This window comes from Embleya sp. NPDC056575 (genome assembly GCF_042793325.1).
Taxonomy (GTDB): Bacteria; Actinomycetota; Actinomycetes; order Streptomycetales; family Streptomycetaceae; genus Embleya.
On sequence record NZ_JBHTVA010000058.1, the window covers coordinates 23269 to 37852 of the forward strand.

The 14584-nt window shown below is 70.0% G+C and carries 11 protein-coding genes; 7 read left to right on the forward strand and 4 right to left on the reverse strand.

Going from position 1 to position 14584, the window contains the following annotated elements:
• Nucleotide 1 precedes the first annotated feature (1 nt).
• From asnB to ACFRCG_RS35315, 5 genes are read left to right on the forward strand one after another with little or no spacing between them, the layout of a single operon-like run.
• Nucleotides 2–1861 carry an asparagine synthase (glutamine-hydrolyzing) gene (gene asnB, locus ACFRCG_RS35295; RefSeq protein ID WP_380039137.1) on the forward strand — a complete coding sequence of 620 codons (1860 nt, stop codon included), beginning with the start codon at nt 2–4 and terminating at the stop codon, nt 1859–1861.
• Nucleotides 1862–1887: 26 nt separating this feature from the next.
• On the forward strand, nt 1888–3720 hold the full coding sequence (locus tag ACFRCG_RS35300) for an amino acid adenylation domain-containing protein (protein WP_380039139.1): 1833 nt from the start codon (nt 1888–1890) through the stop codon (nt 3718–3720).
• Between the two features lies 1 nt (nt 3721).
• The gene (locus tag ACFRCG_RS35305; RefSeq protein WP_380039141.1) at nt 3722–6181 is read left to right on the forward strand and encodes a condensation domain-containing protein; all 2460 of its coding nucleotides are present in this window, start codon (nt 3722–3724) and stop codon (nt 6179–6181) included.
• Between the two features lies 1 nt (nt 6182).
• Nucleotides 6183–6536, forward strand: coding sequence for a hypothetical protein (locus tag ACFRCG_RS35310; RefSeq protein ID WP_380039143.1), 354 nt, complete (start codon nt 6183–6185; stop codon nt 6534–6536).
• Nucleotides 6533–7687, forward strand: a complete 1155-nt coding sequence (locus ACFRCG_RS35315; RefSeq protein ID WP_380039145.1) for an acyl-CoA dehydrogenase family protein — start codon at nt 6533–6535, stop codon at nt 7685–7687. The genes ACFRCG_RS35310 and ACFRCG_RS35315 overlap by 4 nt, the downstream gene beginning before the upstream one ends.
• A gap of 270 nt (nt 7688–7957) precedes the next feature.
• Here ACFRCG_RS35315 and ACFRCG_RS35320 read toward each other — a convergent pair whose 3' ends face one another.
• From ACFRCG_RS35320 to ACFRCG_RS35335, 4 genes are all read right to left on the reverse strand, one after another.
• A complete protein-coding gene (locus ACFRCG_RS35320) occupies nt 7958–8812 on the reverse strand; it encodes a carbohydrate ABC transporter permease (RefSeq protein ID WP_380039147.1) in 855 nt (284 codons plus the stop codon).
• On the reverse strand, nt 8809–9798 hold the full coding sequence (locus ACFRCG_RS35325; protein ID WP_380039149.1) for a carbohydrate ABC transporter permease: 990 nt from the start codon (nt 9796–9798) through the stop codon (nt 8809–8811). The genes ACFRCG_RS35320 and ACFRCG_RS35325 overlap by 4 nt, the downstream gene beginning before the upstream one ends.
• Nucleotides 9776–11041, reverse strand: coding sequence for an extracellular solute-binding protein (locus ACFRCG_RS35330; RefSeq protein ID WP_380039151.1), 1266 nt, complete (start codon nt 11039–11041; stop codon nt 9776–9778). Before ACFRCG_RS35330 ends, ACFRCG_RS35325 begins: the two co-directional genes overlap by 23 nt.
• Before the next feature lie 618 nt (nt 11042–11659).
• On the reverse strand, nt 11660–11851 hold the full coding sequence (locus ACFRCG_RS35335) for a hypothetical protein (RefSeq protein WP_380039153.1): 192 nt from the start codon (nt 11849–11851) through the stop codon (nt 11660–11662).
• 248 nt (nt 11852–12099) lie between these two features.
• On the opposite strand from ACFRCG_RS35335, the gene ACFRCG_RS35340 reads away from it, so the two are divergent.
• Nucleotides 12100–12876 carry an AraC family transcriptional regulator gene (locus tag ACFRCG_RS35340; protein WP_380039155.1) on the forward strand — a complete coding sequence of 259 codons (777 nt, stop codon included), beginning with the start codon at nt 12100–12102 and terminating at the stop codon, nt 12874–12876.
• A gap of 90 nt (nt 12877–12966) precedes the next feature.
• Entirely contained in the window at nt 12967–14562 is a 1596-nt protein-coding gene (locus ACFRCG_RS35345) for an AMP-binding protein (RefSeq protein WP_380039157.1), read from the forward strand.
• Nucleotides 14563–14584: the final 22 nt, after the last annotated feature.

A 14584-nucleotide genomic window follows, 5' to 3' on the forward strand; every position in this document is an offset into this window, starting at 1 on the left:
CATGTGCGGCATCACCGGCTCCATGGTCCTGCACAACGCTCGACCGACGACGGCCGAGGTACTGCGGCGGATGAGCGATACGTTGACGCACCGCGGCCCGGACGCGGCGGGCACCCTGATCCAGGACGGCGTGGCGCTGGCCTGCCGCCGGCTGAGTCTGGTCGACCTCGCCGGCGGCGGGCAGCCGATGTCCAACGAGGACGGCAGCGTCACGATGGTGTGCAACGGCGAGATCTTCAACCACGTCGAGCTGCGCGCCCTGTTGCTCGCCCGGGGCCACCGATTCGGGTCGTCCTGCGACGTCGAGGTGATCCTGCACCTCTACGAGGACGAGGGGCCCGAGCTGTTGGCGCGACTCAACGGCCAGTTCGCCTTCGCGATCCACGACCGGCGCAGGCGACTGCTCTTCCTCGCGCGCGACCACGCCGGGATCGCTCCTCTGTACTACACGGACACCGGCGGGCACTTCGTCTTCGGATCGGAGATCAAGTCGATCCTGGAACACCCCGACGTACCGCGCGAGGTGGACCTCACCGGTCTGGACCAGGTCCTGACCTTTCCCGGGTTGGTGAGTCCGCGCACCATGTTCCGCGGCATCGAGAGCGTGCGCAACGGCCACTACCTGATCGTGCGGGACGGTGTCGTCACCGACCGGTGCTATTGGGCCCTGGACTACCCCCGCGACGACGTCGCGCACCGGCCCGACGAGTTCTACCCGGAACACCTGCGTGAACTGCTCACCCGGGCCGTTCGGCTCCGGATGCGGGCCGACGTCGAGGTCGGTTTCTATCTCAGCGGCGGCCTCGACTCCTCGCTGATCGGCGCGCTGGCGTCGCGATCGGGACCCCCGGCCCGCTCCTTCTCCATCACCTTCCCCGACGCGGCCATCGACGAGTCCGGGTATCAGCGCCTGATGGCGACCAAGGTGGGGTCCGTGCACCACGAGGCGGTCTTCACGGAGCAGGACACCGTCGCCGAACTCCAGCGCATGGTGCGCCATGCCGAGTGCCCGGTGAAGGAGACCTACAACACCTGCTCGCTGGTCCTGTCGGCGCTCGCGCGAGAACACGGCGTCAAGGCGATCCTGACCGGAGAGGGGGCCGACGAACTCTTCGGCGGGTACCCCGGGTACCGGTTCGACGCGGGTGGGCGCGGCCCGGTGGTGTCGGGCGATCCGCTGGAGGACGCCTTCGAGGACGACCTTCGCACCCGGCTGTGGGGCGACCCGGAGCTGTTCTACGAGCGCCGGTACCACGCGTGGCGGGACGCGAAGTTCGAGCTCTACTCCGAGCAGGCCCGGGCCGCCTTCGAGGAGTTCGACTGTCTGCACCACCCGGTCGTCGACCACGAGCGCCTGGTGGGCAGGCCGCGGCTCAGTCAGCGCTCCTATCTGGACTTCACCCTGCGACTGTCGGACCACCTGTTGACCGACCACGGGGACCGGATGGCCCTGGCCAATTCCGTGGAGGCCCGCTACCCGTTCCTCGACCGCGCCGTGCTCGATTTCGCCACGCAGGTTCCCAACCGGCTCAAGGTGGGCGCGCGGGGCGAGAAGCTCGTGCTGAAACAGGCCGCGGAGGGACTGGTCCCGCCGGAGATCATCCGCCGGGAGAAGTACGGGTTCCGCGCGCCCGCGAGCCCTCGGCTGCTCCGGCGCAACGTCGAATGGGTCGACGACCTGCTGTCCCCGGCGCGCATCGCCCGTCAGGGCTACTTCGATCCGGCGGTCGTGGAGCGGTTGCGCTCGCGCAGCCTGGACGCGGGCTTCGACCTGCATCCGCACCTGGACGACGATCTGTTGCTCGTCGTCCTGACGTTCGGAATTCTGCTGGACACCTTCAACCTTCCCGGTCACGTGTGAACGCGGGTCGAGCAAAGGAAACCGCAATGGCGTTCGAACCGATCCAGTCGCTTGTCGCCCGCGCGATCGACCGCTTCCCCGACCGAGTCGCCGTACAGACCGCGCACGGGTCGCTGCGCTATCGCGAACTGGATCAACGCGTCGACGCCGTCGCGGCCGAGCTGTATCGGTGCGGAGCCGGGGTCGGCTCCGTCGTCGCGGTCCTCGCCGGCGACCGGGCCGAGCTGACCGCGGCCATGCTCGCCGTCCTGCGGCTGGGCGGTGTGGTGGTCCCCCTCGACGTGGGCACCCGGCCGGATCGGCTGGGCTGGATGCTGCGCGAGGCGGACCCTGATCTCCTGGTCGCCGGCACCGACGACGGCGATCTCGCGAAGGACGTGCGCGACACGTGCGACCGGGCCACCCTGGTCGACCTCGGCACGGTCAAGGACCGACCCGGGAACGACTACCCGCCCCACGTGCCGGCGCCGGACGATCCCTGCTACCTGTTCTTCACCTCCGGCTCCACCGGCCGGCCCAAGGGCATTCTCGGCCGGCTGAGCGCGGTGGACCACTACATCCGCTGGGAGGCGGATCTGCTCGGCGCCGGTCCCCAATGGCGGGTGGGCCAGCTGATCTCGCCCGCGTTCGACGCCGTGCTGCGCGACCTGCTCCTGCCGTTGAGCGTGGGCGCGACGGTATGCGTGCCGGCCGAGGACGTCCGGCTCGACCCGGTCGCCCTGTGCCGGTGGCTGGACCGGGAACGGATCGATCTGATCCACTGCGTGCCCTCCGTCTTTCGCGCCCTGGCGGGCGCGATCGACACGGTCCGGCCGGGGTTCGAGGCGCTGAAGTGCGTGGCCCTGTCCGGCGAGCGCGTGCTGCCCGCCGACGCCGCCGGCTGGTTCGACCGCTTCGGCGAGCGGATCCGGCTGCTGAACCTCTACGGGCCCTCGGAAACCACCATGACGAAGACCTTCCACTTCGTCACCGCGGCCGATGCCCGGGGCAGGTCCGTCCCGATCGGGCGCCCGATGCCCGACACCGTCGTCCTGCTGCTCGACGAACGCGGCCGGGAGGTACCGCCGGGGCGGGTCGGCGAGATTTACCTGCGTACGGCCTACCGCAGCCTCGGCTACCACCGCAGGCCGCAGGAGACCGAACGCGCCTTCATCGCCGACCCCACCCGGCGCGGCGACGACGAAGTCGTCTACCGGACCGGGGACTTCGCCCGCCTGCTGCCCGACGGCACGCTCGACTTCCTCGGCCGCAGGGACCGACAGGTCAAGGTCGGCGGCGTGCGGGTGGAGCTGGACGGGGTGGAGCAGCTCCTGCGCGAGGACCCGTCGGTCGCCGAGGCGGCCGTCGTGTCGGTCGAGCCGGACGACGCCCCGCCGTACCTGTGCGCGTTCGTCGAGGCCGGCTCCGGAACGGATCCCGAGGAGCTTCGCTCCCGGCTGAGCGGGCATCTGCGCGAGCACCTGCCGGACGGCGCGATCCCGGCGGTGATCGTGCCGCTGGAGCTCATCCCGCGCACCATCAGCGGCAAGATCGACCGCAAGGCGCTCACCGTGCCCGTGCGGCCCCCCGCCCGACCCGACGCGGACGCCGTCGCACCGCGCACCGCCACCGAACGCACGATCGCCGGGATCTGGGCGCGTACGCTGCCGGCTCCGGTCGACGACGTGCACACCCGGTTCTTCGAGGTGGGCACCTCGCTGGCCGTGATCTCGGTACTGGCGCGACTGACCGAGGAGTTCGGGGTGTCCGTCCCGCTGGCGGACTTCCTGGCGAACCAGACGATCGAGGGCCTGTCGAACCTGGTCGAGCGCTTGCTGCTCGCGGACGACGACGCCGACGACGACCTCTTCGGGAGCTGACATGACCGACCAGCCACTGGGCGCCGAGCAGACCGAGTCCGTCGAACGCCGGGTACGGACGGCCGTGTTGGACCAGGGCGGCGTCCTCGACTGCGCCGTCGTGTTCAACGACGCCGACCCCGCGGCGGCCGGCGCGCGCGCCTGTGTCCGGTGCGGGATCAGCGCGGCGTACCCGGGACTGCGCTTCGACCCGGACGGGGTCTGTTCGCTGTGCGCGCGCTACGCCGCCCATCGATCGGCGATGCACGCCTACTTCCGTGACCCGCGGGAGCTGGCGCCGCGACTGCGCGAGGCCGCGCGGGGGCGCGGATCGGAGTACGACTGCCTGCTGCTGTTCAGTGGCGGCAAGGACAGCACGTATGTGCTCTACCAGCTCGTGGGACTGGGTCTGCGGGTGATGACCTTCACCTTCGACAACGGGTTCATCTCGCGGACCGCGCTGCGCAATGTCGAGACCGTCACCGCCGAACTGGGCATCGAACACGTCACCGCCACCCACGCCGACCAGAAGCGGATCTTCCTGAACTCGCTCCGGGAGCACAAGAGCGTGTGCAACGGGTGCTTCCGCTCGCTCCTGGACCTGAGCACCGAACTCGCCCACCAGCGCGACATCCCCACGGTGGTCACCGGGCTCTCCCGCGGCCAGATCATGGACGAGCGGCTGTCCTGGTTCCACGAGCGGGACATCTTCGACGTGGCCGAGATCGAGGAGAAGCTGCGGCTGGGCCGGGAGGTGTACCACCAAGCCGCGGGCACGGTCGACGCCGCAGCGGTGAACGCGGTCCAGGTCGTCGACTACTTCCGCTACTCGGCGGTGACGAAGGAGGACGTGCGCTCCTTCCTGCGCGAGCGCTCGTCGTTCTGGGCGCAGCCCACCGATACCGGGTTCTGCAGCTCGAACTGCATGATCAACGACGTGGGCACCTACGTTCACGCCGCGGAGCGCGGTTTCCACAACTACGAGGCGCCGACCCGGTGGGAGGTACGGCTCGGGCATCTGGACGTCGCCGAGGCGGACGCGGAGCTGCGCGCCCCGGTGGAGACCGCGCAGGTGAAACGGATGCTGGCCAGGATCGGCTATCCGGACCCGGCCGACGCCGACCGGACGGGCGCCCGGCTGGCGGTCTACTACGTCGCCGACCGAAGCGCGTCGGGCGACCGGCTCGCGGCCGCGGTGGCCGATGCCCTGCCGCCCGCACTGGTACCGGCGCAGTGGATACGGGTGGCGGAGATCCCCAGGGTCGCGGGCGCCGTGGACAGGTGGGCTCTGCGCGGGATGCACCGCCCGAAGGCCCCGGGCGCGCGGGGCGGGGGCGTCACCGCGGACGCGGATTCCGATCGCTCGGTCGCGGTCCGTCCGGTACAGCGTCGGATTCTCGATCGGGATCCGGTCCGGGCGGCGCACCGGGCCCGAGCCCTGTTCCTGACCTCGGAGTCCGGTTTCCGGGTCACCGACCTGAAGCGGGTGTGGCTGCAACTGCTGTTGCATCACGAGGCGTTGCGGCTGCGGTTCGGCCACGGGGATCAGGGCTGGCGGCAGTCCCGGGGCGGCCTCGGCGGTGCGGTCCACGTCTCGCGGGTGAACCTCACCGGCCAGGACCCGGGCGCGCAGGGGCAGGTGTTGCGTCGGCTCACCGACCGGATGCGGGCCCGGCTGCACGTCGATCGGGGTCCGCTGCTGCGCGCCGCGGTGGTCGACCCGGGCACCCGGCCGGCGGGTCTGTTGATCGTGGTGCACGAACTGGCCGCGGATGTCGAGTCCTGGCGGGTGCTGTTGGCGGACCTGGCCTTGGGGCTGGGACAGCTACAGGCGGGCTCGGACGTCCGGTTGCCGCCTGCCGCGTCGTTCCTGGACCACCCGGCAGAGCCCGCCGGCGTCGAGGACGAGGCGGGCCCGGAGGTCGCCGGGGCCGGCTGTGTCCTCCCGGGTTCGCCCGCACCCGAGCCGATCGCCGAGGAGCCGCTCGAAGCGCACTGCCCGGTGCGCGCGGCGACGGCCCGCGACGTCGCCGCCGCGATCGCGCACGTGCTGGTCGAGGAGTTCGGCGGCGGGCGACTGGTCGCGGACGTCCTCGATCACACCAGGCGCAGGCCCGCGGCACGGGTGATCGGTCCGCTGGCCGAGGCCGACCGCTGGGTGGTGACCCCGCTCGCGCGGGGAGCGAGCGTCGTACGGGCCGCGGGAGCGGCCGAGCCGGCCCGGGTGCGTTACGAACACTTCGGCGATCCGGCCGCCGCGCTGCTTCCGTCGGGGGTGGCCTGGACGCTGCGCGACACGGTGTGGCGGGACTTCGCCGGGCCGGGGCACCCGGGCGACACCGATGCGACGATCACCGGTGTCGTCGATGCCGGCGAGCTTGTGCTCACCTGGTGGTGTCCCGCCTCCGTGGGCACGCGGCTGGCGGCGGCCCGCATCCCCGAGCGCGTCGCGCAGCGGCTGATCGGGGAGCAGGCTGGCTGAGGTGGCGCGCTCACGCACCTTCGGTGTGCTCGGTGGGATGGGACCGGCGGCGACGGCGGAGTCCCTGCGGCTGCCGGCTGCCGGCGCGACCCCGGGTTCGGCGGTCCACGAGTTGCTGCGCGTTCGGTGCCTGCCGGTGATCAGCGCCTGTACCGAACTCCCGCTCGCGTACGCGCACAGCGGGCTGCCGGCGGAATTCCAGGTGTCCAGCGTCGACGCGCCGGCGTCGGCCTGCGCGCACGCCCTGTACCCCCACCGCGGACCGGTACCGGGCCTGCTCTCGTCGACGGCCCGACGGGCGGTCGCCGGGTCCGGCTCCGAGTCCACGTCCGATCCCCCCGAAGGAGCACGATGACACGCTCACGCCTGTCGAAGGAACGCCGGCTGCTGCGCGAGACGGTCGCCGACTTCGCCCGCGCCAAGGTGGCTCCGGTGATCGCCGATATCTACCGACGCGAGGAGTTTCCCTACGAACTGGTCGCCGCCATGGGCCGCATGGGCTTGTTCGGACTGCCCTTCGAGGAACGCTACGGCGGCATGGGCGGGGATGTGTTCACCCTGTGTCTGGCCATCGAGGAACTGGCCAGAGTGGACTGCTCGGTGGCCGTCGCACTGTCCGCGGGCGTGACGCTCGGCGCGATCCCCATCCATCGGTTCGGCACCGCGGCACAGAAGGAACGCTGGCTCCCCGCGCTGTGCACCGGCGAGCGGATCGCCGGCTTCGGGCTCACCGAACCCGGCGGCGGGACCGACACGGCGGCGGCCCGCACCAAGGCGGAACTCGACGGCGACGAATGGGTGATCAACGGCAGCAAGGCGTTCATCACCAACTCCGGCACCGCCATCACCAGCCTGGTCACGGTGACGGCGGTGACCGGTACCCGCGCCGACGGCGCCAAGGAGATTTCCGCACTCGTCGTGCCGTCGGGCACACCGGGCTTCACGGTGGCGCCGTCGTACTCCAAGGTGGGCTGGTGCGCCTCGGACACCCACGAACTCGGTTTCGCCGACTGCCGGGTGCCGGCCGAGCACCTGCTCGGCGAACGCGGCCTGGGGATCGCGCAGTTCATGTCGGTGCTGGACGAGAGCAGGATCGCGATCTCGGCCGTCGGAGCGGGGATGGCCCAGGGCTGCGTGGACGAGTGTGTGCGCCATGCCAAGGAGCGGACGGCGTTCGGGCAGCGCATCGGCGCGTACCAGGCGATCCAGTTCAAGATCGCCGACATGGAGACGCGCGCCCATACCGCACGCCTGGCCTACTACTCGGCCGCGGCCTCGATGCTGCGCGGCGAATCCTTCTCGAAGGAGGCGGCGATGGCCAAGCTGGTCTCCTCCAGGGCGGCGATGGACAACGCCAGGGACGCGACCCAGATCTTCGGTGGCTCCGGCGTGATGAACGACAGCCCCGTGGGCCGCTTCTACCGCGACGCCAAGATCCTGGAAATCGGCGAAGGCACCACCGAGGTACAACAGATGATGATCGCCAGGCACCTCGGCCTGTCCTGACCCCACCCCCGAGCGGTGCCGCGGGGGGATCACGTTGAAAGGAGCCGGCAGGACCCTCGACCACCAGGCCCGGTATCGAAGCGGCTTGGCCACGCACCGAGCAAAGACGCGAAGAGCACGCAGGCAGCCACGACGCCGACCGTCCAGTAGCCGGAACAGTCGGTGCGGCCGATGCCTGGTCGACGGCGATGCGGCGGCCTCGGCGAGTGCGGTGAGCGCTTCCTCGTCGCTCGGGGTGAAGTTCCCGCCTCCGCGACGGGGTCGGCTGGGTCATCCTCGGATGGCGCCCGTGGCCAGGCCGGTCGCGATTCGGCGTTGGACGAGGAGGAAGGCCACGACGACGGGCAGCGCGGTCAGGGTGGCGCCGGCCATGAGGCCGCCGTAGTCGGTGCCGAAGCTGGTCTGGAAGGAGACCAGCCAGACGGGGAGGGTGCGCTTGTCGTTGCTGGAGAGCAGGACGTAGGCGAGGACGTACTCGTTCCACGCCTGCACCAGGCCGAAGATCGAGGTGGCGATCAGGCCGGGGGCGAGCAGCGGCAGGGTGACGCGGCGGAAGGCGCCGAGTCGGCCGCATCCGTCCACCATCGCCGCCTCCTCCAGTTCCGGGGGGATGGCGATGATGAACCCGCGCAGCATCCACACCGTGAAGGGGAGGGAGAAGGCGAGGTAGGTGAGGATCACGCCGGTCAGGGTGTCGGTGAGCGCGAGGTCGTTGAGCAGCAGGTAGACGGGGATGACCAGGGCGATGAGCGGGATCGTCTGGACGGTCAGCAGGACGAGGATCAGCGCCCGGCGCCCGGCGAAGGCGAAACGGGCGACCGCGAAGGCGGCGAGCGTGCCGACGACCAGGGAGATCAGTACCGTGCCCACGCCGACGACGATGCTGGAGCGCGCGTTGGCCCAGAACGTGTCCGAGCCGATCGCCCGGCGGAAGTTGTCCAGAGTGAACGATCCGGGCCAGAACCGCGGCGGCACGCGCAGGATTTCGCTCGCGGGCCGGAAGGCGGTCAGGACCATCCAGTACACGGGGAAGGCCATGACCGCGGCGGCGATCAGTCCGACGGCGTCGGCGCGACGGCGGCGTCGGAGTTGGCGGTGGCGGTGGCGGTGGCGGTCGATGTTCATTCGACGTCTCCCGTCCGGAGGATCTGGCGCAGGTAGACCCCGGAGCCGACGAGCAGCAGCAGGACCGTGACGACCGCGATGGCCGCTCCCACGCTGTAGCGGTTGACGGCGAAGGATTCGATGAAGGAGTAGACGCCGAGCAGGTAGTAGTCGCGCTCGGGCTGACCGCCGCGCATCAGCCAGATCTGACTGAACGTTCCGAAATCCCAGATCGTCGACAACGCCGCGACGACCACGAACAACGGTCTGATCATCGGGAAGGTGACGTGGCGAAAGAGCGTCAGTCCCCGGGCGCCGTCGACTCGCGCGGCCTCCTCCAGTTCGGCGGGCACCTGGGTGAGCGCCGCGTGCAGGGTGATGGCGGCGAACGGGATCGCCCCCCAGACCACGACGGCGACGATGACGGCGAAGCCCTGCCAGGGATCGGCGAACCAGTTGTGGCCCTGGAGGTCGGCATCGGTGAGCCGGCCGAGCAGCCAGTTGAGCACGCCGTAGTCGGCGTCCGAGAGCCAACGGAACACCGACGCGGCGACCATGAACGGCATGGCCCAAACTGCGACGAGGACGCCGACGATCAGCACCCGCACCCAGGAGGAGACCTCGCGCAGCAGCAACGCGAACCCCAGCCCGCACAGCATGGTGAGCGCGGCGCAGACCACGGCGAAGGCCACCGTCCGGGCCACCACGACCCAAAAGAAGCGGTCGGACAGGACCACCCGGTATTGGTCCAGGCCGGCCCAGGGTGGTGAGGTGCCCGCGAACAGTTCCTTGCGGGTCATGTCCTGGAAGGAGAGCAGGACCATGTCGAGCAGCGGGTATCCCAGCACCAGGAGCAGCGTTGCGATCGTGGGCGCGATCAGCAGGTACGGGGTGGCCCGCCGGGTGATGCGCCGCCTGCCGGGAGGTCGGCGCGTGGGTGGGGTCGCGGGTGCGGGGGCGGGCTCGGCGGGCCGCACCGCCCGTTCAGTTCTTGTTGATGACGGCATCGATGCGCCCGTCCGCCGCCTTGGTGGCGTCCTTGACCGAGTGCTTGCCGGTGGCGATGTCCTGCAGCATCTCCTGGAGGATGTTGGCCTTTTCCACGGCCGCCCAGCCGGGGGCCTGTGGGGTGACCCAGCCGCGGGTGGCGGCCTTGGCGGCGGGCCCGTTGACGCCGTCCGCGTCCACGTCGGCGAGTTGCACGGTGTTGTTGGGCAGGGTGTTGGCCTTGATCAGGCGTTCCTGGGAGGTGCGGTCGGTGAAGAGCCGAATCCAGTCCTGCGCGAGTTCCCGCTTCTTCGATTTCACCGGAATGGCCAGTTCGGAGCCGCCCAGGAACGGCGGTAGCGGTTCGCCGGAGGGGCCCGGGAAGGCGAACGAGGCGAAGCGGCCCTTCAGTTCGGGATTCCCGCCGGACTTGGGGTCGGTGGCGGCGTCGGCTTCCCAGGTGTTGCCGTAGAACATGCCGACCTTGCCCTGGCCGACGACGGCCGGTTCGTCGCTGTTGTCCTTGGCGCGGTCGCCCACGTAGTAGGCGTCGATGAGGTCCTTCCATGCCTGGAGTCCCCGCACGGACCGGGGGTCGGACAACGTGCTCTGCCAGCGGCCGTCCTTGTTGACGGCGATCTCGCCGCCGGTGTCCTTGACGAACGCGAGCGCGGCGTACCAGTAGCGACCGGGCATGTAGAGCGCGGAGAAGGCGTGGTCCTCGGCGCCGAACTTCGCCTTGAGGGCGTCGAGTCCGGCGATCAGTTCGGGGTAGGTGGTGGGCGTCTTGGTCACGCCGACCTGTTGGAGGAGGTCGGTGCGGGAGATCCCGACCCGGGCACCGACGTAGTACGGCACGCAGTAGAGCTTGCCCTGGTACTCGCAGGGTTCGCGCAGCGCGCCGAGCCACTGGTCGGCGTGGTCGAACCCCGCGGGGTCGACGGGCGCGAAGGCGTTGTTGACGATGTAGTTGACGGTCTCGCTGTTGCCCATCTCCACGACGTCCGGCACGTCGTGGCCGGCCAGCGCGGCGTCGAGTTTCAGGTTCTTGCTGGTCCACTGCTGGTACTGGACGGTGACGTTGGTACCCGGATGCGCTTGTTCGAACCGGGCGTTGACGGACTTCACCAGGTCCGGCCAGCTTTCCTGGGCATCGACGGTGAGCCATATGGTGAGCTTGCCGGAGCTGTTCGCCGACCCGCCGCCACCGGAACACCCGGATATCCCCGCGAGTACCGCCGAGGTCGCGACAAGCGCGACCAACGCCCTTAATCCACCTGTCATTTCGGTTCCCTTTCTCATCGGCTGCCGGGCGCGGTTACCCAGGTGGGAGTGGGCTCACGCTGCCGGTGCGGGCTTCTGGCCAATACCGGCAACTCACGGAGACTCACGGCAATCGACGCCGCACGAGTGCGGGGCCTTGAGTACGCGTACTCAGGATTCACCGGCGACGTCGGTCGAGACTGGTGCGATGGTCATCACGAGCCGGAACTCGGCGTCCCATACCGGCATTTCGTCGTCACCCTCCCCCGGCCCCGGCACTCCCGCCTGTTGCCCGCGACCGGCCCGGGGCCGGCGATGACGGCGCGCGACGCGGTCCGGCGACTCGGACGGTCGGCCTCGCTGCTGCTCTCGCTACCGCTCCTGGTGCTCTCCCGCCGGGCCGGAGTCGCCCACGGGTTCTCGGCCGGGCGTGGCGCGATGGTGGAGACGCGTTTTGGGGGTGCTCGGGTTGGCGCGGCCGTCCCGGGCGTGTGATCCGGACCGGCGTGGCGTTGGTCGGGATCGGTGGTCGCGCCGTCTCCCGGGCACGCCGACGCTCCCGAGGGTCGTGCGGCCTCCCGTCGATTCGGCCGGGCCGCGGTCTGTCGATCCGATCGGTCAGTCGTCTTCGTCCTCGGTACGGTCACCCTCGGCCTGCGATGTTTCGTAGGCGTGGGCGGTCTGCTCCGATGTGGCGTCTGCGTCGGACGGCCGCATGTCGCTTTCCCGCACCACCACGCGCGGGGGCGAGTGCATGCCGTGGTGGTCGTCGTGAAGCCGGTGCTCGCCGTACGTCTCGGTGTCAGGCATGGGAACCTCCTGCGGTCCACCGCACCCGGACGCGGGGTGCGGTGCCGCTGCATCTCCAGTATCCCTCTCCCACGGGATCGCCCGTCGCGGAATGCCTGCTTGCGCCTCGGGGTGGACGCGGTGGGCTTTCGAGGGGTGGTGCGGCATCCGTCGGCGCAGCGGCGGGTGTGACCGGTCGCGGGCGCGTTGGCGGGTTTGTGGTCTTCGATTGTGATCGCCCGCCGGAATGCGGGCTACGCTGGCTGGTGATGACCGGCGTTGCGCAGCGGGCAGTGTTCTGGACCGACGACTCGTCGGTCTGCGAGTCCTTGGCGCACGGTGAGGGCGTTGCCCCGCACTTCCATGACTACGGCCAGTTGAGGTACGCCGCCTCCGGGGCGCTCGTCACTACGACCAAGGTCGGCACCTGGGTGGCTCCGGCGAATCGCATCACGTGGATACCGCCCTTCCAGGTCCACGGCAGTCGCTCCCATGGCGAGACCGATGTCCGCGTGCTTACGGTTCCGGCGGCGCTGTCGGAGGAACTGCCGTCCGAGCCGTCGGTCTTCGTGGCCAGTGCGCTGCTGCGCGAGGCATACCTGGCGATGAGCGGCGAGCACGAGTCCGCCGCCAGTGAGCGTGGCCGTCTGCTGCTCACGGTGATCGGCGCGGAGCTGATCCGCGCCCCGCAGGAGCAACTTCGGCTGCCGGAGCCGAACGATCCTCGCCTCAAGGCCGTCACCGACCTGCTGCACGCCGACCCGGCGCTTTCGGCGACGCTGGCGGAACTGGGGCACCGAACCGGCTCGAGCGAACGCACGCTCAGTCGGCTGTTCGGCCTCGAGTTGTCGATGAGCTTCCATCAGTGGCGCACGCTGTTGCGGATTCAGCGAGCGCTGCTCGAACTCTGCGAAGGAACCTCGGTCACCGAGACGGCGATGCGACTCGGCTGGGCCAATCCCGGCAGCTTCATCAACGCCTTCACCGATCTCGTCGGCCAGACGCCCGGTCGTTACCGCTCCGCGGCGGGTGCCGCTCACCGCTGAGCACAGCCTTTGTCGGCTTGGCGGGTTATCCGAATTTCCAGGCGGAACATCGGTGGCACGCCCGCCCGCTCGGCGGCCACGCTTTGAGGCATGTCCCACCACCTTCCAGGTCACCGCGCCGCGGCTGCGGCGGCCGCCACGACGGCATCCTCCGGAGTCACGCTGGGTGACCTGATCGTCCAGGCACTCAGCCGGCACAGCGCGTCCGAGGCCTTCGTGGCCGGTGATCGACGACTGACCTACGCACACGTCAGGGACCTCCTCTCGCAGTACGTGGCCGCGCTGGCCCATCGGGGGGTGGGGCTCGGCGTGGGGGTCACGATGCTCGGTTCCAACATGCCCGAATCGTGGATCGTCCAGGCCGCGACGTATCTCTTGGGCGGCCACTTCACCGGACTGCAGGCCCTGGCCTCGGTCACGGACCACATCACCGTCTGCGCGGACGCGGAGGCCGCGGTGCTGGTGGTGACCGCACCCCTGGAGGAGCATGGACGCCAGGTCCTCGCCGAGGTCGACTCCCTGCGACACCTGATGGTGATCCCCGTCGCCGGTGGTCCGCCCGAGGGCGAGCGCCCAGGGGTTCGATCGCTCGACCGCGGCCCGGCGACGGAGACGGATGTCGCGTGGCTGCAGTACACCGGGGGGACGACCGGCAGGCCCAAGGGCGTGATGCAGCCTCATCGGTCGATGGTGCACATGGTCTATGCGCACCTGGCCGACTTCGAGCAGCCACACCTCCCGCGGTACCTGGCAGCGGCCCCGCTGACCCATGCGGCGGGGCTTGCCGTGATCCCGACACTGCTGCGTGGCGGCACGGTCGTGATCGAGCAGGGCTTCGAACCGGGCCGGTTCCTCGACGTCATCGAGGCCGAGCACATCAATTGTGTGAACGGCCTTCCGACGATGATCTACACCTTGTTGGATCAGGAGCGTCCGGAGACCAGGGATCTCTCCAGCCTCGAGGTCATCTGGTACGCCACCGGACCGATGTCACCGGTGCGCCTGGCGGAGGCTCGCGAGCGCATCGGTCCGGTCTTCTGCCAGATCTACGGGCAGACGGAGTCGGCCGGCATCGGGACGGTCCTGACCAAGGCCGCACACGAGACCGCGAGCCTTGGGCAACTCGCCTCCTGTGGCCGTCCCGTGGTCGGCAACCGCGTCCGGCTCGTCGACGACGACGGCCACGACGTTGGGCTGGGCGAGGTGGGCGAGATCGTCATGCGGAGCCGCGGGGTGATGCAGGGCTACAAGAACCTCCCCGACGAGACGGAAGCGGCCCTCAAGGGGGGATGGCTCCACACCGGAGACCTCGCCCGTCAGGACGCCGAGGGCCTGATCTACATCGTGGACCGCAAGAAGGACATGATCATCTCGGGCGGTTTCAACATCTACGCCGGCGAAGTCGAGGCCGTCCTGACAGCACACCCTTCCGTGGGCTCGGCCGCCGTCATCGGCGTGCCCGACAGCCGCTGGGGCGAGATCGTCACCGCGTTCGTGGTCCCGCGACCGGGGCGACGGGTCGACGTCCCCGCACTCCGGTCCTACGTCAAGCAGGTCAAAGGCTCGATGTACGCACCCAAGAAGGTCGTGGTCGTGGATTCACTCCCCACCACGCCGGTGGGAAAGATCGACAAGAAGCGTCTGCGGGCGCCGTTCTGGGCCGACTCGACACGCAATGTCCACTGACCGTCCCGATGCCCTTCCCAGG